Annotated in this window: 17 protein-coding genes and 1 tRNA gene; 12 read left to right on the top strand and 6 right to left on the bottom strand. The window is 46.9% G+C overall.

Annotated features, from left to right (window positions below):
* Positions 1–128: 128 nt before the first annotated feature.
* Positions 129–213: transfer RNA gene (locus tag QUB64_RS07145), tRNA-Ser, on the bottom strand.
* Between the two features lie 215 nt (positions 214–428).
* On the opposite strand from QUB64_RS07145, the gene QUB64_RS07140 reads away from it, so the two are divergent.
* Positions 429–797: a 2Fe-2S iron-sulfur cluster-binding protein gene (locus QUB64_RS07140; RefSeq protein ID WP_293257854.1), complete on the top strand. Its 369-nt coding sequence runs from the start codon at positions 429–431 to the stop codon at positions 795–797.
* A gap of 14 nt (positions 798–811) precedes the next feature.
* Here QUB64_RS07140 and QUB64_RS07135 read toward each other — a convergent pair whose 3' ends face one another.
* Positions 812–994, bottom strand: a complete 183-nt coding sequence (locus tag QUB64_RS07135) for a hypothetical protein (protein WP_333267208.1) — start codon at positions 992–994, stop codon at positions 812–814.
* A gap of 15 nt (positions 995–1009) precedes the next feature.
* Here QUB64_RS07135 and QUB64_RS07130 point away from each other — a divergent pair, with 15 nt between their 5' ends.
* The 7 genes from QUB64_RS07130 (at position 1010) to moeB (ending at position 7947) form a co-directional block, all read left to right on the top strand.
* The gene (locus tag QUB64_RS07130; protein WP_333267388.1) at positions 1010–1525 is read left to right on the top strand and encodes a thermonuclease family protein; all 516 of its coding nucleotides are present in this window, start codon (positions 1010–1012) and stop codon (positions 1523–1525) included.
* A 198-nt stretch (positions 1526–1723) separates the two neighbouring features.
* On the top strand, positions 1724–2536 hold the full coding sequence (locus QUB64_RS07125) for an inositol monophosphatase family protein (protein ID WP_333267206.1): 813 nt from the start codon (positions 1724–1726) through the stop codon (positions 2534–2536).
* A gap of 102 nt (positions 2537–2638) precedes the next feature.
* Positions 2639–3625 (top strand): J domain-containing protein, encoded by a 987-nt coding sequence (locus QUB64_RS07120; RefSeq protein WP_333267204.1) that lies wholly within the window; start codon positions 2639–2641, stop codon positions 3623–3625.
* Positions 3626–4110: 485 nt separating this feature from the next.
* Positions 4111–5346, top strand: coding sequence for an ATP phosphoribosyltransferase regulatory subunit (locus QUB64_RS07115; protein WP_333267202.1), 1236 nt, complete (start codon positions 4111–4113; stop codon positions 5344–5346).
* A gap of 414 nt (positions 5347–5760) precedes the next feature.
* Positions 5761–5988: an indolepyruvate ferredoxin oxidoreductase subunit alpha gene (locus QUB64_RS07110; RefSeq protein ID WP_333267200.1), complete on the top strand. Its 228-nt coding sequence runs from the start codon at positions 5761–5763 to the stop codon at positions 5986–5988.
* Between the two features lie 230 nt (positions 5989–6218).
* Positions 6219–6698: a M67 family metallopeptidase gene (locus QUB64_RS07105; protein WP_333267198.1), complete on the top strand. Its 480-nt coding sequence runs from the start codon at positions 6219–6221 to the stop codon at positions 6696–6698.
* A gap of 79 nt (positions 6699–6777) precedes the next feature.
* On the top strand, positions 6778–7947 hold the full coding sequence (gene moeB, locus QUB64_RS07100; protein WP_333267196.1) for a molybdopterin-synthase adenylyltransferase MoeB: 1170 nt from the start codon (positions 6778–6780) through the stop codon (positions 7945–7947).
* A 206-nt stretch (positions 7948–8153) separates the two neighbouring features.
* On the opposite strand, the gene QUB64_RS07095 is transcribed toward moeB, so the two are convergent.
* The 4 genes from QUB64_RS07095 to alaS all read right to left on the bottom strand — a co-directional run bounded on the left by QUB64_RS07095 (position 8154) and on the right by alaS (position 16926).
* Entirely contained in the window at positions 8154–9674 is a 1521-nt protein-coding gene (locus QUB64_RS07095; protein ID WP_333267194.1) for a hypothetical protein, read from the bottom strand.
* On the bottom strand, positions 9661–10020 hold the full coding sequence (locus QUB64_RS07090; protein ID WP_333267192.1) for a hypothetical protein: 360 nt from the start codon (positions 10018–10020) through the stop codon (positions 9661–9663). Before QUB64_RS07090 ends, QUB64_RS07095 begins: the two co-directional genes overlap by 14 nt.
* A 453-nt stretch (positions 10021–10473) precedes the next feature.
* Entirely contained in the window at positions 10474–13944 is a 3471-nt protein-coding gene (locus QUB64_RS07085; protein WP_333267190.1) for a CHAT domain-containing protein, read from the bottom strand.
* Between the two features lie 330 nt (positions 13945–14274).
* On the bottom strand, positions 14275–16926 hold the full coding sequence (gene alaS / locus QUB64_RS07080; RefSeq protein WP_333267188.1) for an alanine--tRNA ligase: 2652 nt from the start codon (positions 16924–16926) through the stop codon (positions 14275–14277).
* 1499 nt (positions 16927–18425) lie between these two features.
* Here alaS and QUB64_RS07075 point away from each other — a divergent pair.
* The 4 genes from QUB64_RS07075 to QUB64_RS07060 are packed head-to-tail and all read left to right on the top strand — an operon-like array spanning position 18426 to position 23958.
* Positions 18426–19034: a hypothetical protein gene (locus QUB64_RS07075; RefSeq protein WP_333267186.1), complete on the top strand. Its 609-nt coding sequence runs from the start codon at positions 18426–18428 to the stop codon at positions 19032–19034.
* A 6-nt stretch (positions 19035–19040) separates the two neighbouring features.
* Complete coding sequence (locus QUB64_RS07070) at positions 19041–21878, top strand: OmpA family protein (RefSeq protein WP_333267184.1); 2838 nt, start codon at positions 19041–19043, stop codon at positions 21876–21878.
* Between the two features lie 2 nt (positions 21879–21880).
* A complete protein-coding gene (locus QUB64_RS07065; RefSeq protein WP_333267183.1) occupies positions 21881–22417 on the top strand; it encodes a Rab family GTPase in 537 nt (178 codons plus the stop codon).
* Positions 22414–23958: a PAS domain-containing sensor histidine kinase gene (locus QUB64_RS07060; protein WP_333267181.1), complete on the top strand. Its 1545-nt coding sequence runs from the start codon at positions 22414–22416 to the stop codon at positions 23956–23958. The genes QUB64_RS07065 and QUB64_RS07060 overlap by 4 nt, the downstream gene beginning before the upstream one ends.
* Positions 23959–24012: the final 54 nt, after the last annotated feature.

Below are 24012 nucleotides of genomic sequence, written 5' to 3'. Positions count from 1 at the left end.
ACACTCAAAAATATAAAAGCATCGCCCCAGGCTTTTATCAAAAAAACTCAGGGGCGATCTCATTACAGTATTTATCTCATACAAGAGATTTTTTGCAAGCTGTTTTTTTGCCTGAACAGCTTGTGTAACGGAGAGGGAGGGATTCGAACCCTCGTTAAGTTGCCCTAAACACACTTTCCAGGCGTGCGCCTTCAACCGCTCGGCCACCTCTCCAGGGCTAAATGAATTCATTCAGCCACAGCTAAACTATCTTAGCAGAACAAATCTGATTTGGGAAGGGGGTAATGGCATAAATTTGTTGTTTAATGTGGGTAGGGTGTCAAAGGGGCGAGCCAAATTCTCCTCGCTGTGTGGCAAACCCATTCATATCAAGGATTTTGCTCCCCAAGTCCAATTCTTCAATCTAAAATCTAAAATCTAAAATCCCTATGACTCGCTCCTACACAATTAAAATTCATAACAGACAAACGGGCGATCGCCACACAGTGCGAGTACCAGAAGACCGGTACATCCTGCAAAGTGCCGAAAATCAAGGAGTAGAATTGCCCTTTTCCTGCCGCAACGGCGCTTGTACCGCCTGTGCGGTGCGCGTCAAGTCGGGACAACTGCACCAGCCTGAAGCAATGGGACTTTCTGTGGAACTCCAAAAAGAGGGTTATGCTTTGCTGTGCGTCTGCTATCCCCGTTCTAACGTCGAGGTAGAGACGCAAGACGAAGATGAAGTGTACGAATTGCAATTCGGCCGCTATTTCGGTAAAGGTAAAGTTAAGGTGGGTTTGCCGTTGGATGAAGAGTGAGAGCAAATTACTAATTACCAATTCCCAATTCCCAATTCCCAATTCCCCATTCCCCATTCCCCATTCCCCATTCCCAATTCCCAATTCCCCATTCCCAATTCCCCATTCCCAATTCCCCATTCCCAATTCCCCATTCCCCATTCCCAATTCCCCATCCCCCATTCCCCATCCCCCATTCCCAATTCCCCATTCCCCATTCCCCATTCCCAATGCTGCTTTATAGGTTATTTGCGATCGCCCTTTGTCTGTTGTTAGCTAGCTGCGAAAAACCAGAAATGCCCCAAGGTACGATCGCCAAAGTAGAAAGAGCCATCAGCGGACAAACAATCGAAGTTATCAGTACAGCCGACAAAATCGCCTTATTAGAACAAATCAGGCTGATTGGGATTGATGCGCCAGATTTAAAACAGCAGCCTTGGGGAGAAGCGGCCAAACAAAGACTAGAACAGCTAACTGGGGGGAAAGAAGTATTGCTAGAATCAGACATCGAACAGAAAGACAGGTTCGATCGCAAATTAGCCTATTTGTGGCAAGATCAAATTTTGCTCAACGAACTGCTAGTCAAAGAAGGTTATGTTTTGGTCTCAGTGCGATCGCGCAACACCAAATATCAACAGCGACTCGCCAACGCTCAAGAATGGGCGAGACTCATGGGTAAAGGCCTGTGGAATCCAGAACGAGCTTTGCGCCAAACTCCCGCAGAATTCCGCCAGCAAAATCAGAAATAGTCAGTTGTCAGTTGACAGTTGACAGTAGTCATTTCCACTCGTTCCTAGGCTCTGCCTGGGAACACAGATCCGGAGGCTCTGCCTCCATTTTTTCCAGCCGAGGCAGAGCCTCTAGATATAGGTTCCCAGGCAAAGCCTAGGAACCAGTTATTGCCTCTTCCTTCTTCCTTCTTCCTTCTTCCTTCTTCCTTCTTCCTAATGACTGAAAATCAACTGCAAAATTACTTAGAAATAGCCACCGAAGCAGCACTCGCCGCCGGTTCTGTACTGCAATCTTTTTGCGGTAAATTACAAAATATTCAAGAAAAAGGCCGATCGGGCGATTTAGTCACAGAAGCCGACAAAGCCTCAGAAGCCGTCATCTTAGAAATTCTCGGCCGCCACGTACCCGAACACGCCATCCTCGCCGAAGAATCCGGCAAATTAGGAGATGCAACTAGCAAATACCTGTGGGCGATCGACCCTTTGGACGGTACAACGAATTATGCTCACCAATATCCTTTTTACGCTGTGTCGATCGGACTTTTAATCGACGGCATACCACAAATCGGCGTAATTTACGACCCTTTACATAACGAATTGTTTCGGGCAGGCAAAGGATTGGGAGCAACCTGCAACCGTCGGCGGATCGCAGTTTCGCAAAGTTCAGAATTGAGAACCAGCTTGCTAGTTACTGGCTTTGCATACGATCGGCGCGAAACAGCAGACAATAACTATGCCGAATTCTGTCACCTCACCCACCTCACCCAAGGCGTGCGCCGTAGCGGTTCCGCAGCCCTAGACCTCGCACATACAGCCTGCGGGCGATTGGACGGATACTGGGAACGGGGACTCTCGCCTTGGGATGTAGCAGCCGGTGTACTCATCGTGTCCGAAGCCGGAGGTCAAGTTACAGCCTATGACGGCGGTGCCTTTGAGATGAGCTCTGGTCGAGTTTTGGCGACAAACGGCAAAATACACGCCGAACTCAGCGGTGCATTGCTTTCAGTTCCGCCCTTATCTTCCTGGTAGCCCTTCGACAGCAAGGTATCGGGGGTAGTACGGGGGTCATAACCCCTTAAGTCAGGCTACATTAAAGAATAGTCAAAAGTCAGGAAAGGAAGAGTGTAAGTTATGTCTTTTGAAATGACAAAAGGGCTGTTTAAGTACGACTTTACAGATCAGCACGCAATTTTGGGAATTCCCTTAGACGCAGAGTTTAACGACATCCGCAAGCGCTACATGAAAATCGCCCGCCGCTTGCATTCGGATACTTGCTCTTTTGAAAACCCAGCCGATAAAGATTGGGCCAACCAATTTTTGTCAAAAGTGGTCAATCCCGCCTACAACAAATTCTCTAAGGAAAGCGATCGCAAAGAATACAACCTGCTATTAGGAACCATCAGCAAGCGCCTCGCTAAAGAACAGGGGAAAATGCAAATCGAAAGCGCAGCAGCCCGAGAGTTAGCTACTGCTAAAGATTTGGAAGAAGCTTACAAAACAGCAGTTGGTAAACTCGCTCTCAAGCAGTACGAGTCGGTTCAGGAAACCCAAGAGGCGATCGATCAAATTAGTGAACTTAACATGGTTTACTTGCTGCGAAAAGAGCGGCCAGGCCATCCTCCGATTTCAGTCGGTACAGGCTCAAAAGCCACAAACCCAACTACCACAGCAAACCCAACTACCACAGCAAACCCAACTACCACAGCAAACCCAACTACCACAGCAAACCCAACTACCACAGCAAACCCAACTACCACAGTAACTCCAGTAGCGCCGCGGCCAAAACCCCCAATAGACTCGCTGGCAGATCGATCTTGCGTCCGAGCTCAAGGATTCATGGACAGCAAAAATTACGCCAAAGCAACTTTGGAGTTGAAAGAAGCCCTGAAGCGCGATCCGAAACACAGCAAAGCCCACGCTTTGTTAGCCATGTGTTACTTGCAACAAAATCAAGCCACAATGGCAAAACTTGAGGTGCAAAAAGCTTTGGCATCAAATCCTGAAGAACCGACGGCTTTGGAGGTGAAGAAAAAGCTGGAACAAGTTTCCGCAAAGGATAAAAAAAGTGAGGAGAAACCGGGATTTTTTGCAAGTTTGTTTGGCGGGAAGAAGAAATAAAAAGAGTCATCCGTCATTAGTCATTAGTCATTAGTCATTAGTCATTAGTCAGCAGTCAGTAGTCATCCGTCATTAGTTATTAGTCATCCGTCATTAGTCATTAGTCATCCGTCATTAGTTATTAGTCATCCGTCATTAGTCATTAGTCATCCGTCATTAGTCATCCGTCATTAGTCATTAGTCATCCGTCATTAGTCATTAGTCAGTTTTGAATCATTGTTGAAAAAATAATAGGGCGGTTTCAAACTCCCGGTATTTTGAACCCAAGCGTATTGGTGATACCTTAATTGGTTAAAGTCGAATGTTAGACTGACGGCGTTCGACTTTAACAAGGTCTCCTAAAGCCCAGCTTCTAAGTCCAATCAAATACGATTTTCAATTAAAGAATGGAGATTAACTGACTGCGTGAGAGTTGGAAAATTGCCTGAAGTGGTATTCTGTTGTGAAATTGGTATAAAATCTAAGGTCTAAAATCTAAAATTGATATGGTTCACCAACCTCCATCGGGTGCAAGAGATTTATTGCCCCTTGACGTTGCTCAAAAAATTGCGATCGAACGGCGCTTGCAGCAGGTGTTTCACCGCTGGGGCTATCACCGGATTATTACTTCTACTCTAGAAAGGCTGGAGACGTTGATGGCTGGGGGCGCGATCGACCGATCGACCTTAATTCAACTCCAAGACGCCGAGGATGGAGAACTCGGCTTGCGGCCGGAATTGACAGCATCCATCGCCCGCGCGGCTGCAATGCGGATGTCCGGGACAAGCTGGCAGCCCCAGCGACTCTACTACAATGCCAACGTCTTCCGCAAAGGCTCAGATACGGGTTCAGGCGGGCAACAGGAGTTCTATCAAGCGGGGGTAGAACTGCTCGGCGCGGGGGGAAGCGTTGCGGATGCGGAAGTGCTGCTGCTGCTGTCTGAGTGCTTGCAAAACTTAGAAATTGATGACTGGCATTTGGTGCTGGGAGAAGCGGGCTTGACTGCAACATTGCTAGAACCATTTGGGCCAAACGTGCGCCAAAAAGTGCGATCGGCGATCGCAAATCTCGATCGCATAGCCTTAGAAACATTGCCGCTGTCGGACGAATTGCGAGAAAGAGCTCTGCTGTTATTTGACTTGCGCGGCCGCCCAGAAGAGGTATTGGAGATTGTGGCGAAGCTAGATTTAGATGTGCCACAGCAAGCCGCGTTAAATGAACTCAAATGTGCGATCGAACTGCTGGACAAATGTCAAGCAAAAATCCCCAACTTGAAATCTCACATCCACCTCGATTTGAGTTTAATTCAAACCTTTGACTACTACACTGGAATAGTGTTTGAAGTTGTCAGCAGCAGCAAAAGCGGACAGCGAGTGTTAGGACAAGGCGGACGGTACGACCAACTGTTGGGACTGTTCGACCCCCAAGGGCAAAATTCCCCCGGCATCGGGTTTTGTCTGAATATTGAAGATTTGCACCAAGTTTTGCTAACAGAGGGTCAATTGCCCACAGAGACAGCAGCCAGCGAATGGTTAGTAGTGCCTCAAACACCCGAAGCAGCAGCAGCCGCCTTTGATTATGCCCGCAAACTCCGAGAGTCTACCCCCCAAGTGCGAGTGGAGATAGATTTGGCAAATCGGGAGACAGAAGACGAAGCCAGAGACTACGCGCGCGATCGTAGAATTAGTCAAATTGCCTGGGTAAATGCCGAAGGTTCCCCGACAATTGAAAAAGTAAATTAAGCCTTGTCAAGTCCAACAAATTACTTGCAGTAAAAACGGTTCGTAGTGAGGACTTCAGTCCGCAAAAAACAGAGGACTAAAGTCCCCACTACAAACCAAGTTCGTAGTGAGGACTTCAGTCCGCAAAAAACAGAGGACTAAAGTCCCTACTACAAACCAAGTTCGTAGTGAGGACTTCAGTCCGCAAAAAACAGAGGACTAAAGTCCCCACTACAAACCAAGTTCGTAGTGAGGACTTCAGTCCGCAAAAACAGAGGACTAAAGTCCCCACTACAAACCAAGTTCGTAGTGAGGACTTCAGTCCGCAAAAAACCAGAGGACTAAAGTCCCCACTACAAACCAATTGTATTGTTGTAGTAGTCAGACAGACATGATATAATGTCTAATCCAAAATCCAAAATCTAAAATAGAAACATGGCGCACACTATCGTTACAAATATCTGCGAGGGAGTTGCTGATTGTGTCGGCGCTTGTCCAGTTGCTTGCATTCACCCCGGCCCAGGTAAAAACGTCAAAGGAACCGACTGGTATTGGATTGATTTCGATACCTGCATAGACTGCGGCATTTGTTTGCAGGTGTGTCCAGTCGAAAATGCGATCGTCCCAGACGAACGACCGGAATTGCAGCAAACACCAAATTGATATCTATTGTAGGGTGCGTCAGAGTTGAATGTGACGGCCACAAACTCACGCTTTCGCCCGCTCCGCACCCTACGGTTAGTTAGCTAAATTATTCGTTAATCCACCAAAAATTTATGAAAAGAAACCAGGTTTATGTGACATGAGTTATATGGGGACTTTCCCTTCCCGAATCCTCTCTTTCTTCGCGTCCTTAGCGCCTTCGCGGTTCGTTTAAAAAAGCCTATAATAAAATGCAAAATATCGCCCTTACCCCCGAACAGATATTATCAATCCGCAGCCACGGCGAAAGCACTTATCCCGAAGAATGTTGCGGTTTATTATTAGGTACAATCGCGGAGGGTGTGAAAACTTTAGTAGAAGTTTGGCCGACCGAGAATGCTTGGAGTGCTCAAGCCCAGGATAATTGGCCGGAACAAACAAGCTTGACAGAAAGACGCAGGTATGCTATTAAGCCAGAAGCGATGTTGCGGGCGATGAAACACGGGCGCGATCGCAAATTAGAGATCCTCGGCATCTACCATTCTCACCCGGATTGTGCAGCAGTGCCCTCAGAGTGCGATCGGACAATGGCCTGGGCCGAATACTCTTACATCATAGTTTCCGTCAGACAAGGCAGTTCAGAAGACCTCCGCAGTTGGAGTCTCGACGCCGAGGGCAACTTTCAAGCAGAGGAAATTGTCACAGCCGAACCGACTCAGATTAAGAAATAATTACTAAACATAACAAACACGCAAAAATGCGAAAGATTCAGATAGGATGTAATTCAAAATCGGAACTATACAGAATATCATGCTAAATCCTAATCTGGACGAGATCCAGCTCAACAAACAAGAATACGAACGCTACTCTCGCCACCTCATCCTGCCAGAAGTTGGATTGGAAGGCCAGAAGCGTCTCAAAGCTGCTAGCGTGCTCTGCGTCGGTACGGGAGGACTCGGTTCGCCGCTGTTGCTGTATTTAGCAGCCGCCGGTGTTGGCCGCATTGGGATTGTAGACTTTGATGTTGTAGACCATTCTAATTTGCAGCGCCAGGTAATTCACGGCACTTCTTGGGTGGGGAAGCCGAAGATTGATTCGGCGAAAAATCGGATTTTAGAAATCAATCCTTTTTGTCAGGTTGATTTGTACGAGACTCGCGTTAGTTCCGAAAATGCGATCGCCATTGCCACTCCCTACGATATCATCATCGATGGCACCGACAACTTTCCGACTCGCTATTTAATGAACGACGTTTCAGTGCTTTTAAACAAGCCCAACGTCTACGGTTCCATCTTCCGATTTGAAGGACAAGCAACAGTTTTCAACTACGAAGGCGGCCCGAATTACCGCGATTTGTACCCAGAACCCCCACCTCCTGGAATGGTTCCTTCCTGCGCGGAAGGCGGCGTTTTAGGCGTTTTACCTGGAGTGATTGGCTGCATCCAAGCCACGGAAGCTATCAAAATTATCCTAGGTCAAGGCACAACTTTAAGCGGCAGATTGTTGCTGTACAACGCCTTAGACATGACATTCCGCCAGTTGAAATTGCGGCCGAATCCAGTGCGGCCGGTAATTGACAAGTTAATCGATTACGAACAATTCTGCGGCATTCCTCAAGCAAAAGCCGAGGAAGCAGAACAACAGAAAATTCCTGAAATGACTGTCACCGAACTTAAAGAGTTAATCGACAGCGGCGCCAAGGATTTTGTCTTGTTGGATGTTCGCAATCCCAACGAGTATCAAATTGCTCAAATTCCCGGCTCAGTTTTGGTACCTTTACCCGATATCGAACACGGCCAAGGTGTTGCTAAAGTCAAGGAATTGTTGAACGGACATCGCTTGATTGCACATTGCAAAATGGGCGGCCGTTCTGCGAAGGCCTTGGGCATTTTGAAGGAAGCCGGAATTGAGGGGATTAATGTTAAGGGCGGGATTACCGCTTGGAGTCAAGAAGTAGATTCGTCCGTTCCTCAATATTAAGAGAAGACGGGGCTGTTGAAATCGCGGCGACACAGACAAAACCCGGCGATGCGGGTTGAAGATGCCCCGGCGATTGAAATCGCGGCGACACAAACAAAACCCGCCTCCGCGGGTTGAAGAAAACGAGACATCTCAAATTATGTCATTTTCTTCAGTCCGCGGAGGCGTCCAGGATTGTTTGTGTAGACGCGGTTTCAACCGCCGTCTTATCTTCGCTTAATTTTACCTAGTAAATTCTTGGAATTTGCCCCCAACATCACCAAAGACCAAACCACAACCCCCGCGCCAATACTAATCAACAAAACCAGCGCAAAAGAATTGATTCCCACCTTCAGGAAAGGCAAAGCAATCACCTGATTCGGCGGGTCTTGTTTGATCAAATAAGGAGAACTCCCAGCCACTACCCCGGCGACTCCCAAACCAAATCCGACAGCTTGAATCGTGACTTCTAATTTCGCATCCCGATAAGCTTCTTCAATGGCGACAACACCTCGAATTGCTTCCATTGCCTTGTCTAGCAAGCCCGTGCCGTGGGTGAAGTAGCCTAAGTCTGCTTTGATTTGTGCTTGAAACCGCGGCGACGTTTCTTTGCTGAATAATTCGAGAAAGCTTAAATCGCACTGAGTATCAGTGTACTTCTTCCGGGATTTTAAGTCAAGACTTATCTGATTTAACTTATCTTCGTAGTTTTTGGCGTTAATGGCGATCGTATTTTGCCTAAATTCCAACTCCATCAGCAAGCGCGAATACTTGACAGCCCGCGACGGCATCTCAATTGTCTGACGTTTCAGACGTTCTAATTCCTCTTCCTTTAAACCCGCACCTCTCAATTGTCGCTGCTGCGCTTCGTCTTGCTGCAAATACTTAAAAGTCGCGTCGATATTCAGTTCAATTTGTTTGTATTCCTCGCGAGTCACCAAGTAGAGTTTGCGGGTGTCTTGATAAGCGCGGAGAATCTTATTGCGGTACAAAAACAACTCGACAAAATCGCTGTAGCGCGTCTCATCCCAGATGTCATCAGTTGCAGAACTGTTGAAAAACCAGACAATAATGTGACATTCAGTATCTTGGCGATTGGGATTGCCGTATTCTAAAATTGGACTGCCAAACAACTCGCCTTGACGGTAAAAACTCGGCAGCTTGTCACCGGAAATCAACTTTTCCAGACACTGTTGCGCTAAATTTTTCAGAAACTGCGAATCTTCCCGCGCCGCCTGATTTTGTTCGACACTCAGCCAAGCCGTAAGCAGCAAAGTTTGACCGAAATAGCTTTGCACAAAATCCGGCAGCAAGCAGTTATCGGGATTAAAATCCTTGAAAATGCTAACACCGACAGCGGGCGTTTTAACGTTATTAACTTTTTCGGGGACGCGAATTTGCAAACCCAAGGCATAGCTGTCATCAATCCGCACTGGTTGGGCGAAACCTTTGAGATTAATTTGCTGGTTGTCGTGGGAAATATCCTTAGCAAAAGCGAGAGAATTGCGGCCGCCCACAACTTGTTTGTCAATCAGGTTAACTCGCCATCCGAGAGGTTCGTCTTTTTTGGATAAATAGCTGCCGTTGAATCCTTTACCCACTGCTAATTTAGCTTGCAATATCTCGTTGCACTTTTCCCACAGTTTGGTTAATTCTACAAGAGAACTCGACTCTGTTTCTGAAGGTTTGCAGAGGTGATAGGCAAATAAATAGACGTTCGGGGCATAGATTTTGCTATTTTGAGTCATTGCCTTTATCAGATTTATGTGCATCGAGTTGTTGAAGTTTTTGGCAAGCTTCTTCAATGGCTTGACGCAGAGTTTGAGTGGTATTGGTTAACATCTGTTGTGTAGTTGGGGTGGGTTCGCCCGCATCGTCGAAATCTTTCCGCACTTGTTCTTTTAAAGTTTCTCCCAATCCATGATGGGCGCACCACTTGCTGATAGTCATAGCAATCGGGAATAATTCATCATCGGCTGATTCAGCTATTTCTGTATCTAGTTTGGGTAAATCTTGCCATGTTGTGGGCATGAAAATGCTCGGATTTTCGCGCAGCCATTTGAAGAAGACAATGATAACTTTTTCAGGTTCCATAAAATAATTCTCCGTTAATAAAATGTCAGGGTTGGTTGGTTGGGTTGGGGCGGGTTTATGTAATTTTTTTGTGGGAATCAAAGATGGTTGGTGAACCCGCCCCAACGAAATTTGGTAATACAATCATACATCTAAAACACCAAGATTTGTAGGGGCGGGTTCGCCGAAATTTAGGTCATCAAATCGCAGAACTCGAAAACCCGCCCCCACCCATCGCAGATACCCAAAAACCTCTGACGCGATCGGGGTTGGTTGGTTGGGTGGGGGCGGGTTTTTGTAAGTTGTTTGTGAGAATCTTCGATTGTTGGTGAACCCGCCCCTACGAGATTTGGTAATACTAAAATACATCCAAAATACTAAGATTGGTAGGGGCGGGTTCACCCAAATTTAGGTCATCAAATCGCAGAACTCGAAAACCCGCCCCTCCATCCCACAACCCGAAAAATCTATATCCTAATATCCAGTAGCACAGAATGCCGCCCAATACTTGGGATGACTAAACGGCCGTTGCTCTGGCGACAATACTAACCACAGTTCCACACTTTCGCCCGATTTTTTATCTAAATTTAAGGATTTAACCCAAACTCCAAAATCCTCCTTACTGACTGCGCGCATCCAGTTTTGGGCGGCGTTCAAAGCCACGGCTACTGAAACTTTCCGTAGCAATTCCTGATAAAATTTTATCATTAAAATCGCCGTCGCCAAATCATCAACTGACCACAACGTGCTGACAACATTCATACTTCCAGCATACAAGAAGCCGCTGGGTAAACCAATATACTCATCAGTCATTTCTGTTAAACCAGTTAACCCGGTTTCGCAGGCGGAGAGTGTCACCAGATTGCACTTGCTTAATTCTAAATCGGCAAAGATTTCTCGCAAAGTTAGGCATTTTTCCGGGATGGCTTTTCGCCCGCTTCGCATCGTCACATAGCGGGGAGTTTCGGGCCTATCCTCTTGAAGCCCCCCCTTACCAAGGGGGGGTTGGGGGGGGTTAATTTCCTCTGGAAGCCCCCCCTTACCAAGGGGGGGTTGGGGGGGGTTAATTTCGAGGATTTGCGGCGGGTTAATTTCTGAGGTTGATTCGATCGCACCAGCGAGGGCTAGAAGGGACAGCAGCGGATAGTCAAAGTTAAAGACTCCGTGACAGGAAAAGTGGATGTAGCTAGCATTGGAGAGGTTTTTGAGGTTTTCGTTGAAGGCGATTTTTGTGGCTTGTTGTTTGATTAATATGTCATGGGGATTGAATCTTTGTTTGATGATTTCTACTTCCATGTCGGCGTTCGATAAATCTTCGGTGGGATTCTGAATCGCAAATAATGGCTGAAGTTCGGGGGCGGGAGATGGGCGGGTTTTGCTGCGTTTTTGTACGAGTTCTAGTAGTTGCAAACTGGGGGCGTATTTCACGCCGCTGGGGAAGCAGTCTAGGAGGTTTTTCGTAGGGGCGGTGCCCCCGTGCCCGCCCTCCGTGAATGGTAGGGCGTGGAGGGGGAATAGGTGCAAGTAGCGATGGGGTACTAATATTAGTTGGCGGCAGCGATTCGGGATTTTGGCGACTATCTCATCTAGCTGCAAGATTTCGGAGAGTTTGTGCAGTTTTGCGGATAGGGTTTTTTGCCAGATTTTTTGTTTGGCTTTGTCGCGGTATTCGTTGAGATAGTCGTTTTTCCAGGTTTCTAATTCGGCTAATTCGGTGGCGGTAATTGGTATTAAGTCTATTTTGTCGCGGGTGATGATGAAGGCCGATCCCCCCCAGTCTTGGTTGTTAAAGTTGTCTGGATTGCCGATGTACCATTCTACAATTGCTGTTTCTGTATCTAATGTTTGCTGGAATTCGGCGATGTTTATGGGTTCGACTTTCTGGGTTAGCTTGAATTCTGGTTCTCGCTGTTTAAAGGGTTCGAGGAATTGGGCTAGTTGGTGCAATGCTGTTGCTAAGTTGTCTGTTTGTTGTTGTTGCGATTCGGGGGTGAGGTTGCGGGATTGAGTTGTGCGTTGTGTGTCTGAGTCTTCCGGAACCCCCCCCGGCCCCCCCTTGGTAAGGGGGGGAGTTGGAGTGGGAGTTGGTGTTTCCGGAACCCCCCCCGGCCCCCCCTTGGTAAGGGGGGGAGAAAGAGTGGGAGAGGATGATTCTGTTTCTAGGAATTGTTGGGCGGCGGCGATTTGGCTGCGTAAGTTTCTGAGTTGTTGTTTTTCGGATTCGGTGGCGGTTTTGGGATAGATTTCGCTGTTGGTGAAGAGTTCGACTAGGTAGCGGGATTTGCTGCGTTCTACGGTTTGGACTGCTTTGTGATATTGTTGGTGGTTGATGCAGGATTGCATCATTTTTTCGTAGATATCGAGGTTTTCTTCTATTATTTCTCGTTTGCGGCTTGGGGATGTTACCCACTCGCGGCTTTGTTCGACTGCTTCGATCGCTTTTTCGTAGCCAAAGATGGCTGTTTCCCACAAGCTTTCTCTAAATCCTAAATCGCCTAAGTTTTGCGCTGTTAGCAGACATTGAAGCGGTAAGGTGGTAGGAGTATAAACTTGTAAAGCTGCTTGATAAAATGCGATCGCCCTTTCTAAATTATCACCCCTGTCTTCCTTGATTCTGTTTTTGTAAGCTTCTCCCAAATTATTTTGAGTCATTGCCCAATCTTGGGGAAAAGCATCGCGGGTGCGAACTTGTAAAGCTGCTTGATAAAATGCGATCGCCCTTTCTAAATTATCACCCCTGTCTCCCTTGATTTTGTATAAGTAAGCATTTGCCAAATTATTTTGAGTCGTTGCCCAATATTCGGGAAAAGCTGGGCGGGTGTAAACTTGTAAAGCTGCTTGATAAAATGCGATCGCCCTTTCTAAATTATCACCCCTGTCTCCCTTAATTCTGTTTCTGTAAGCAATTGCCAAATTATTTTGAGTCATTGCCCATTTTTCGGGAAAAGCTTGGCGGGTGCAAACTTGTAAAGCTGCTTGATAAAATGCGATCGCCCTTTCTAAATTATCACCCCTGTCTCCCTTGATTCTGGAATAGTAAGCAGTTGCCAAATTATTTTGAGTCGTTGCCCAATATTCGGGAAAAGCTGGGCGGGTGTAAACTTGTAAAGCTGCTTGATAAAATGCGATCGCCCTTTCTAAATTATCACCCCTGTCTTCCTTGATTCTGTTTTTGTAAGCTTCTCCCAAATTATTTTGAGTCATTGCCCAATCTTGGGGAAAAGCATCGCGGGTGCGAACTTGTAAAGCTGCTTGATAAAATGCGATCGCCCTTTCTAAATTATCACCCCTGTCTCCCTTGATTCTGTCACTGTAAGCAGTTGCCAAATTATTTTGAGTCATTGCCCAATCTTGGGGAAAAGCATCGCGGGTGCGAACTTGTAAAGCTGCTTGATAAAATGCGATCGCCCTTTCTAAATTATCACCCCTGTCTCCCTTGATTCTGTTTCTGTAAGCAGTTGCCAAATTATGTTGAGTTATTGCCCATTTTTCGGGAAAAGCTTGGCGGGTGCGAACTTGTAAAGCTGCTTGATAAAATGCGATCGCCCTTTCTAAATTATCACCCCTATCTCCCTTGATTCTGTATAAGTAAGCATTTGCTATACTGTTTTGATTTATGGCCCAATCTTCTGGGTAATCTGCGCGGGTAAAAATAGTTAATCCTATATCCAGACAAGCAATAGCAATCTCTATGTTGCTGCTCCGACTGCCTTGCTGAAGACTTAAAAATTCAATATTTAAATTGTATAAAATATTGGCATGATTTTCTGCTCGATCTGCCTCCAAATTGGGCAGTGTTTCCGTTGCCCACTCTCGCAAATATTGGGCAAATTCATCGTCTAATAATTCTAGATTGGCTTGCAGGATGGTGGTTTCTTCTTCGCTGTCCCCGGTGAGGAGAGATTGAATCAGGGTGAGATAGGCTTCGCGGCGTTCTTCGTTCATTTTTGACTACCCATGTTTGTTGAATTTTACATTTTGGGGGGAAATCAAGGGTTTTTTGGGTGGTTTTTAGGGTTCAAGAAACCGGGTTTTTATGGATATTTAGGGTGATTTGCAAGTATTTGGGATAAAAACCCGGTTTCTGGGTGGGTTTCTGGGTTCTGGGATAGACTTTTGTTTACCGCCGAGGCTAGATCCCCCCTAGCCCCCCTTAAAGAAGGGGGGGACAAGATTCCGATCGAAGTCCCCCTTCTTAAGGGGGATTTAGGGGGATCTGGCCTGGGCTATAAACGAGAGATACAAAGAGTTTTAGTCTCCTACACAAAACCCAGATTAACCCAACCCTTCAACCAACAAATTGCGAGCACAATCCAACGCTTCCTGCAACTTACTAGCATCGCGTCCCCCAGCCTGCGCCAAATTAGGCCGCCCGCCGCCTTTTCCGCCGCAAAGTTGAGCAATTCCCCCGATAAACTTGCCAGCTTGCAATCCTTTCCGATTAACTTCTGGACTAAAAGCAGCTACCAAACTTACCTTGTCCGCATCAGCAACCGAAGCTAAAACAACCGCTGCATTTCCTAATTTTTGCTGCAATCTTTCCGCCGCAGTTTTCAGCGCTTCTGCATCCACATCTCCTAATTGAGCTACAATGATTTTGAATTCTCCGAGATCCTCCGCCGCATTTAACAACTGGTCAGATTTGGCGATCGCCAATTCCGACTTCACAGCAGCCAACTGCTTCTGAGTATCCTTCAACTCATTCTGCAAATTAGTAATCCGGTTGGGTAACTCTTCCGGCTTCGCCTTAAATCGATCGCCCAAATCGCGCACCACCCTGTCTCGCACGTTCAAATAATCCAACACAGCTTGGCCCGAAACCGCCTCAATCCGGCGAGTACCGGCCGCTACCCCAGCCTCGGAAACAATCTTAAACAGCCCGATTTCAGCCGTATTGCTGACGTGAGTCCCCCCGCACAATTCCATCGAAACGCCGGGAAAATCGATAACCCGCACCACGTCGCCGTACTTCTCGCCAAACATCGCGGTAGCGCCTTTTTCTCGCGCTTGGGCGATCGGCATTTCGGCAACTTCCGCAGCGTGGGCTTCAGCAATCCAACTATTAATTAAATCCTCAATTTTCTCCAACTCTTCTGCTGTCACAGCGCGGGGAGAATTGAAGTCAAACCGCAATCTGTCTGTCGATACTAAGGAACCTGCTTGGGAAATTGAATCGTCTACAATCTTTCGCAAAGCTGACTGCAATAAGTGAGTTGCTGTGTGGTTCGCTTGAATCCGGCGGCGGCCGCTATTGTCAATTTTCGCAGTCAAACTATCGCCAACTTTCAGCGTTCCCCGTTCCACAAACCCGAAATGCACGAAGAAATCGGATTCCTTCTTCACATCATCAACTCTCACCAACAAACTCTGACCGTTTTCTCCGCTGTTCAAATAACCTTTGTCCCCAAGTTGTCCGCCGGATTCTGCATAAAATGGCGTTTGATTCAACACAACTTGTACCTCAGTTCCCGCCTCTGCTGATTCCACAGCTTGACCGTCAACTAAGATAACTTTTACTTCGGCTAAACTCGACAATTCAGTATAGCCAACAAACTCTGTTCCCTGGATTGTTTCAGCTAACTTATCTAAGGAACCCTGCACTGTTAAATCAATGCTTTGGTGAGCTTCTTTTGCGCGAGTTTGCTGTTCCTTCATCGCCACTTCAAAGCCGTCCAAATCAACAGTTATTCCCTGTTCTTCAGCAATTTCTTGAGTCAGTTCTAAGGGGAAACCGTAGGTATCGTAAAGGGTGAAGGCATCTTGTCCGCTGATTTGGAGGTTGGCTTGCTGTTTTGTACGATCGACAATTTCCTCAAGCAGCTTCTCTCCACGTTCCAAAGTCTTGAGAAACTGCGCCTCTTCCCTTGCCAATTCTGCCTTAATTTGAGCTTCGCGCTGCCGCACGTTGGGATAAGCTGCTTCCGAAAGGGCGATCGCACTTTCGGCCACCCGCACCGTAAATTCGCCCTGAATCCCAATCAGCCGCCCGTGGCGCACCACCCGCCGGATCAAGCGGCGCAAAATGTAACCGCGGCCGACATTTGACGCGCGAATTTCGTCTGCAATCATGTGTACCACAGCCCGAATGTGGTCGCCAATTACTTTCAGCGAAACCTTGACATTTTCATCGCTTTTGTGGTAATCAATTCCGGCAATTTCCGCTGCCGATTGGAGGATCGGAAAAATCAAATCTGTTTCGTAATTGTTGGGGACTTTCTGGAGGATTTGCGCCATCCGTTCCAATCCCATCCCCGTATCAATATTTTGATTTTGCAGCGGTGTTAAATTGCCTTCTGCATCCTTATTGTACTGCATGAAAACCAGGTTATAAAATTCAATAAACCTGCTATCATCTTCGAGGTCAATATTATCGCCTCTTTCGGGGTGGAAATCGTAATAAATCTCGGAACAAGGGCCGCAGGGGCCTGTGGGGCCAGATTGCCAGAAATTGTCTGCTTCTCCCATGCGTTGAATGCGATCGCCCGGAATCCCAATTTCATCGCGCCAAATCGCAAAAGCTTCGTCATCTTCGCGGAAAACGCTAACAACTAAATTGGATGCTGGTAAACCGAAAACCTCGGTAGAAAGTTCCCAAGCCCACGCAATGGCTTGTTTCTTGAAATAATCCCCAAAACTGAAATTGCCCAACATCTCAAAAAACGTGTGGTGGCGGGCGGTGCGGCCGACGTTTTCGATGTCGTTGGTGCGGATGCACTTTTGCGAAGTGGTGGCGCGCGGTGATTCTGCCGCCCGCTGTCCGAGAAATATCGGCTTAAATTGTAGCATTCCGGCGATCGTCAGCAATACCGTCGGATCTTCCGGCACCAAAGAAGCGCTGGGCAAAATTTTGTGTCCCCGCTGGGCGTAAAAGTCGAGGAATGTTTGGCGGATTTCGCTGCCGCCCAGAGACTTAGGAGTAATAGACATGACAAAAACACTTAAGTATGTAAAGTTGTAGCAACAATAGAATTTATAGGAATTGAGCACGGGTGTCCAGAAACCGGGTTTTTCAACCAGAATAGTTGCTTAAAATCCTCAATCTCGGTGAAAAAACGCGGTTTCTTTGCGGGCAGCCGTGCGTGAGTCCTAACTGACATCTATGTGGATATTTATATCATTATACTTAGTAATGTAAAGAGCCATCAAGTTTTACAAATTGTGCTTTACTCCTCCCAAAGACCGTGCTAACTTAACAATAGACACCGGGACAGAAAGAAACAGGAGGTCGCTATATTTAGAAGCAAAGTTCAAGGATATAGACATGGTGTCTCCGGTCTAAATTCCGAGGCGCGGCCGAAATTAACCGAACACAACTTGGAATAGTGGCAAAACTGCCGATCGCGCAGTTCAGCCAAACCGCAGTCGAGTCAGACTAATTGTGCTTGCGGATTAAAAGTAAAGCTGCACAAGTTGTAAACCCTAGTAAGTAATAGTTCTCTACCGGAAACACATCTCGTTTGTTAGAAAATCAAAGGTTCTTATATTATTGGGTCCGATCGTTGTCGATCGGGCCCTACGCTTTTTTATAGGGAAATGGGAAGAGGGGGAGAGAGGGAGAGGGAAGAATGCCGATGGAAGCATCTCTGCGCAAGCTCTTATAGTGCTGTCCCCGAAGAGCGAGTCTTTGATAGTGCGAGCGTCTCGCTCGCTTGCGGAACTCACGTAGAGCGTCCCCGAAGAGCGAGTCTTTGATAGTGCGAGCGTCTCGCTCGCTTGCGGAACTCACGTAGAGCGTCTCGCTCGCTTGCGGAACTCACGTAGAGCGGGGACGGTCGCTTGCGGAACTCACGTAGAGCGGGGACGGTCGCTTGCGGAACTCACGTAGAGCGTCCCCGAAGAGCGAGTCTTTGATAGTGCGAGCGGGGACGGTCGCTTGCGGAACTCACGTAGAGCGTCTCGCTCTATTCGTGCTATCCGGCTCGGACTGCTGTGACTCGATCGAGCTTTTGAGTTATACCTTATACAAAGCGAGCGATCGCCCCCGCCCGCTTTGTGCCGTGGCCCCGGCGCTGTGGCATTAGGCACGGTCAAAGATGCGATATCATTGAAAAGTCAGTACAAGACATGAAAACCTACCTCGCTGTCTGGAGGAAAATCTACGCCCATAGGAGCTTGCTGCAAGGCAAGGATAGCAAACCGCTATTTTTGGGAGCCTCGTTGTGGCTCTGATAATTGCCTCCAAGAACCTGAATTTCACGGAAATTTAGAGTTAAACTTCTCAAGCATCTCATCCCCGACTTTCGGGGTGGGAGTGTCTCAAAGTCGAGCTGTGCCTCAAAAAGCCCCTGTATCTGACAACTGTCACCAATAACAGTCAAAGTCAGTAGCACGTATGAAGGGCCTGCTGAAACGGTTCGACTAGCAGTTTAACAAAAAATATAGTACAGTTCTTAAATTCACAATTTTGGGAGATTCGAGGTAAAATCATGGCCGAAATAACCAAAGAAGAAATGCGCGAACGCCTGGGAAATATTGACCAGATTCGCGATATAATTTTCGGGGCGCAGCTTAGAGAATACGACAATCGCTTCGATAAAATAGATTCCGACTTGTCGATGATGCAGCAAGATATGCAGGCTCGCATCGAACAGGTGAAAACAGTTCTGTCCACAGAAATGAGAGCGGCAGTTGATTCGTTAGAAAAGAAAGTTAAATCGCTCACCTTAAACTCGCAAGAAGAAAGCGCCGATCTCCGGCAGCAAATCGATCGCGTTAACCGCAAATTCTCCAGCACCATCGAAGCCCTCGACGAAGCCATCGACAATCAAACCAGTTCGATTCGCGACGAACTCTCCCAAACCAGAGAGCGACTCTCCGAAGAAACCCGCACTTTGAAAACACAGGTTTTTGAAGAACTCGATCGGCGCTTTTCCATGCTCAGAGATGTTAAAGTTTCCAGAGACGACATGGCAGAAATTCTGTTTGAACTCGGCATGAGGCTCAAAGGCACAGAATTTGTGCCCGAACTTAAAGGCGTTGCTGATAATAAGTTAAATAACGATTTTCTGTTACCGGAGCGCCACCACCACGGATAATAACGCATGGCTTTACCGAAAGAAAATCCGGAAGTTGAAAATCAGCTAGAGGGTTTTGTTTCTCAACCTGACGAGTCTGCTGCCGATGCAGCAACCCAGCTAGAACCCTTGCTGAATCTGTTAGTCGATCTCAAAATTATTGCTGGTTCAAAGCAGCAAAATCCCGAGCCCGAAGGTGACAGCAGCGGCAAAAACGGTCAAGCTGGGGCCCTCGGCGGGTTGATGGATTTGTTAGGTATTTCTGAGCAAGAGCAACAGGAAATTGCAGCCGTCGGGCCAGAAACTCGCTCTCGCCAATCCGAAGGTGACAGCAGCGGCAAAAACAATCAAGCTGGGGCTCTCGGTGGTTTGATGGATTTGTTAGGTATTTCTGAGCAAGAGCCAGAGGAAATTGCAGCCGTCGGGCCAGCAACGGGAGCTCGCCAACCCGAGTCTACTGATTCCCCTGCTGTTGCAGGCGAGTCCAAAAGTTGGCTGTTTGCTACTCACAAACTCAACACTTCTGAACTGGAAAAAAACTATTCTTCAGCTAAAACTATAGATATTTCCGCAGATGTTTCGGATTTGGAGAGAGAATCGCCGCTACAAGAATTGCCCTTGACAATTTCTGATTCTCCCCAGCACCTACAGGGCGAAAAATCCCAGGATTCTGACACCGCTATAGGGGATTCGCCCATTCCCCAAACTCTGGCACCAACCGCAGCAACCGATCGCAATTCCCCAGCGCGCGGACTTTCACAGCCATCAGAAAAAATATATGCAGATCCAAGTGTGGCATCGATTGAACCGAAGCCACAGTCGCAAGCACAGCCGACACCTCTATCGCAGCGATCGGAAATCTTAGGCGAAATTAAACAAGACTTCAGTGAAGCCGACAGCGCGATGGGAAGGCTGCAAAATCTGATTTTTGGTTCGCAAATGTCAGATATCGAGCAAGTGAAAAATCTCCTAGCAGAAACCGATTTGCCGGGGGTGCGCAATTTGCTCGCAAGCATCGACTCTAAATTAGGAAAACTCGAACACCAAATCTACGATCCCCAAGAGCTGATCGCCCTAATGCTGCCTTGGATCGCAGAAATTCTCAGCCGCAAAATTGCCGATTCCCGAGAAGAAGTTGTTAACGCGATAGTCCCAATTATTGATGAAGTAATTAGGGCTAAAACTGTGGAAAACAGGCAAGCAATGAGTTCGGCGATAGGTGAGTTGCTCCCCGACGCACTTGCTCAACAAATAAAAGATTCGCCAGCAGATATTGCTCGGGCGATCGCCCCAGAAATGGGTTTGGCGATTAAAGAGCAAATTCGCCTCGATCAAGAGTCGATCGCCCAAGCCCTCGCCCCGGAAATGGGCAAAGCGATTACAGCCCAAATCGCCCTCGAACGCGACTCTATGGTGGATGCTCTCTATCCCGTCATTGGCAGTACGATCTCTAAATACATGGCAGAAGCTATTAAAACTATCAACGAAAAAGTCTCAAATAGCTTAAGCATGGAAGGAGTTGGGCGCAAAATTCGATCGCAAGTACAAGGAGTCTCGGAAGCTGAATTAATCCTCAGAGAATCAATACCTTTTGCCGTCCAAGCAGCATTCTTAATTCACAAAGCCTCAGGCTTGGTAATTTCCGAAGCTCAACACTCAGGCAATTACCAGTTAGAATCGGAAATGGTAGCAGGAATGCTGACAGCTATTCGCAGCTTTGTGAACGAATGCATCGTTCAGCCTGGGGAAATTTCTGAACTCAATCTAATTGAATACGGCGACTCAAAAATTATGCTAGAAGTAGCGGGATACTGCTACATGGCAGTCATCATTAAAGGAGAACCGCCACAGTCGTTCATCAACAAAGTGCGACAAACAGTTACTACTCTCATCCTTAATTACGCTAAATTAATTCACGAGTTTAACGGCGATCCCGGTACTATACCGGACTCTCTGCACCCGTTGATCGAAAGCTTATTCGAGCCGCTGGAAAAGCAAAAATCAACAAAACTCCCGATCGCCCTGATCGGCATGAGCATGGCAGCCATGAGCTTAATCTTAGTACCTTGGGGAATTTATCAGTCTCGCAGCAGCGTTGACCGCAACCTCGCAACAAATGCCGCTTTAGCTTTAGCATCGACCCCAGAATTAGCCGTTTACCGCTTAAACGCCGAGGTTGAGGGCAACACTCTCAAGTTAACCGGAAAATTGCCAAATCCAGAATTGCGCGCCAAAGCCGCCAAAATAGCCGCATCAACTGTACCAAATCTGAAATTAGACAATAAAATTGTCGCTGTAGATGTACCTCCAGATCCCGTGTTGACGGCGGGTGAGGTGCAGCGGATCACCGCTGTCTTGAACCGCTTGTCGGGCGTTTCTATTTCTAGTCGGTATGGCGATCGCAAAGTTACAGTAGAGGGTACAGTCATGGAGGGTGCAGACTCACAGAAAATTGCTCAGTCCCTGAAGCAAATTCCCGGCGTTCAGTCGGTCGTCAGCACTGTTAAACTAGATCCGCTCAAAATTGCAACCCGCATCTACTTCGACCAAGGATCGACAACATTAGACTCAACATCGGGAGCAATCCTCGCCAGTGTCAAAAGTTTCATGGATCAATATCCTCAAAAACATATTAAGATAATTGGACACAGCGATCGCACAGGGGAACTTGTCACAAATCAACAGTTGTCGATCCAGCGTGCCGCAGCAGTGCGAGATGCTTTAGTGCGGCAAGGTGCTGACCCGAAGCGCCTCCAAGCGCTCGCCAGCCCCAATCCTCCGGCCGGCGTGGAGCCCAATCAACCGCTACTTTTAAGCAGATGCGTGCTATTTGAACCAATAACTAAGATCGTAAACAGCAAATAATTATGTCAGTTACTATATCTAAAAAAATGTGCATGATCGGCGACTTTGGCGTCGGTAAAACCAGCCTGATCCGCCGTTTTGTCGATCGGGAATTCAGCGACCAGTACCTCTCGACTGTCGGAGTGAAAATTTCCCGCAAAAGTATCATACTAGAAAACACAAAACAGCAGGAAATCGTCACAGCACAGTTGCTGATTTGGGACTTAGAAGGGCATACAAAATTCAAAGGAATCGCACCGACTTACTTGCAGGGAGCTAGCGGCGTCTTAATCGTTGCCGATGTCAGCCGCTCCGAAACAGTTGAGCGAATCTCCGAACACGTTAAGCTTTTTTCTTCAGTCAACCCCAAAGGGTCAATTATCATCGCTTTGAACAAAGTAGACTTGATTGACGAGGAAAAATTGGCACTGCTAGTGGAAATCTCCCACTCGATCGGTCAAGACAAAGTAATAGCAGTTTACACCACATCGGCTAAAACAGGCAAAGACGTTGACGAAATCTTTCAGAAACTAGCTTACACAATGGTAGAACAAGTATGAACCCCCTTTTTAAGAAGCTCTTGGGCCCGCGACAAACAGAGTATCTGGTAGTAAATCACAATTTCATCATTCAGGAAACCTCTGGCGAAGTGCAGCATTATGCCGATACTCCCGGCGACGCGCTCCCCGGTGCAGATGCTCGGATCAGTTTTCCCGAACTGATTGGGATTGAAAATATCCTGATGTCGATCGTGATGGGACGGCGGCCGAGTTTTGAACTCAAAGGTATCGCTCGGTTTGCCGACAACAACCGCCCTTTATACTTTGATATGTTGGCTATAGAACATGAAAACGAACAAGATATGGCAAGTAATTTGCTAATTTTGATTGAAGATACCACCGAAAAAATGGTGATGAAGCAATCCTTGATGCAGAGGGCGAATGAAGCTAATCTTTTGGTGAGCGCCTTAGCCGCTTCTAAAGATTATATAGATAAAGTTATTCGCTCGATGGGTGATGCTTTGTTGGTGACAACAACCTCAGGAATTATCAAAACAGTCAATCAATCGGCACAATGGTTATTTGGGTACAGCGAAGCAGAATTACTCGACCACCCCCTTTCCATAATAGTTGTCGAAGAAAAATTGCTTTACCAAGCTCGCCACCGCTATATTTTGTCTCAAAAAGAACTGCTCAGAGAATTGGAAGTAGTCTGCATTACTAAAGCAGGAGAAGAAATTTGGGTGGAATTTTCCTGTTCGGCAATTCAGACAGAATTAAAGGGGCTGTACGATTTCATCTATATCGGCAGGGATATTACAGGACGCAAGCAAGAAGACATAGAAATTCGTCGCTCTTTGGCAAAAGAGCAAGAACTCAGACAGCTAAAATCTCGTTTTTTCTCGATGCTCGCTCACGAATTCGGCAATCCTTTAAATACAGTATTATTTGCTACTCAAATCCTCAAAGAATACGGCGACGAAATCACCCACGCGGAAAAACAAGAATACCTCGAACACGTTAAATCAGCATCTAAACACATGGCTCAGCTATTAGATGACGTGCGGTTGCTCAGCAGCGCCGAAGCAGGAAAACTCAAATTCAATCCCGCACCAGTTGACTTGCGAAAATTTTGCAGCGAGTTAGTAGAATCAATTAAAATTAGTTACGGACAAAATCATAAAATTCACTTTATTTGCCGAAAATCTCTTCCGCCCGCGAAAAACCCCGCTCGGGAGTCGGAGGAAACACAACACTGGCCCGCACTGGATTCCAAATTGCTGCGGCACATATTGACAAATTTGCTGTCAAATGCTGTCAAATATTCGCCGATCGACAGCTATATTGATTTTGAATTAAATTGTCATAATGAAGAAGCTACATTTAAAATAAAAGACGCAGGCATTGGCATTCCTATAGAAGACCAAGAACAACTGTTTGAATCTTATTACCGAGCCCAAAATGTCGGAAAAATACCCGGTACAGGACTGGGTTTATCCATAGTCAAGCAGTGTGTAGACTTGCACGGAGGTCAAATCGAATTTTCTAGCGACACAGGGTTAGGCACTACATTTATAGTCACAATTCCATTTGACAAATAAAGGTAATACGATTTTCGTATTGAAGATTTTCGTATTGAATATTTGGGAATGACC

It is taken from the genome of Microcoleus sp. Aus8_D2 (assembly GCF_036702665.1).
Lineage (GTDB): Bacteria > Cyanobacteriota > Cyanobacteriia > Cyanobacteriales > Microcoleaceae > Microcoleus.
The sequence above is the reverse complement of the archived record's forward strand: the minus strand, read 5'-3'. Positions and strand labels throughout refer to the sequence as shown.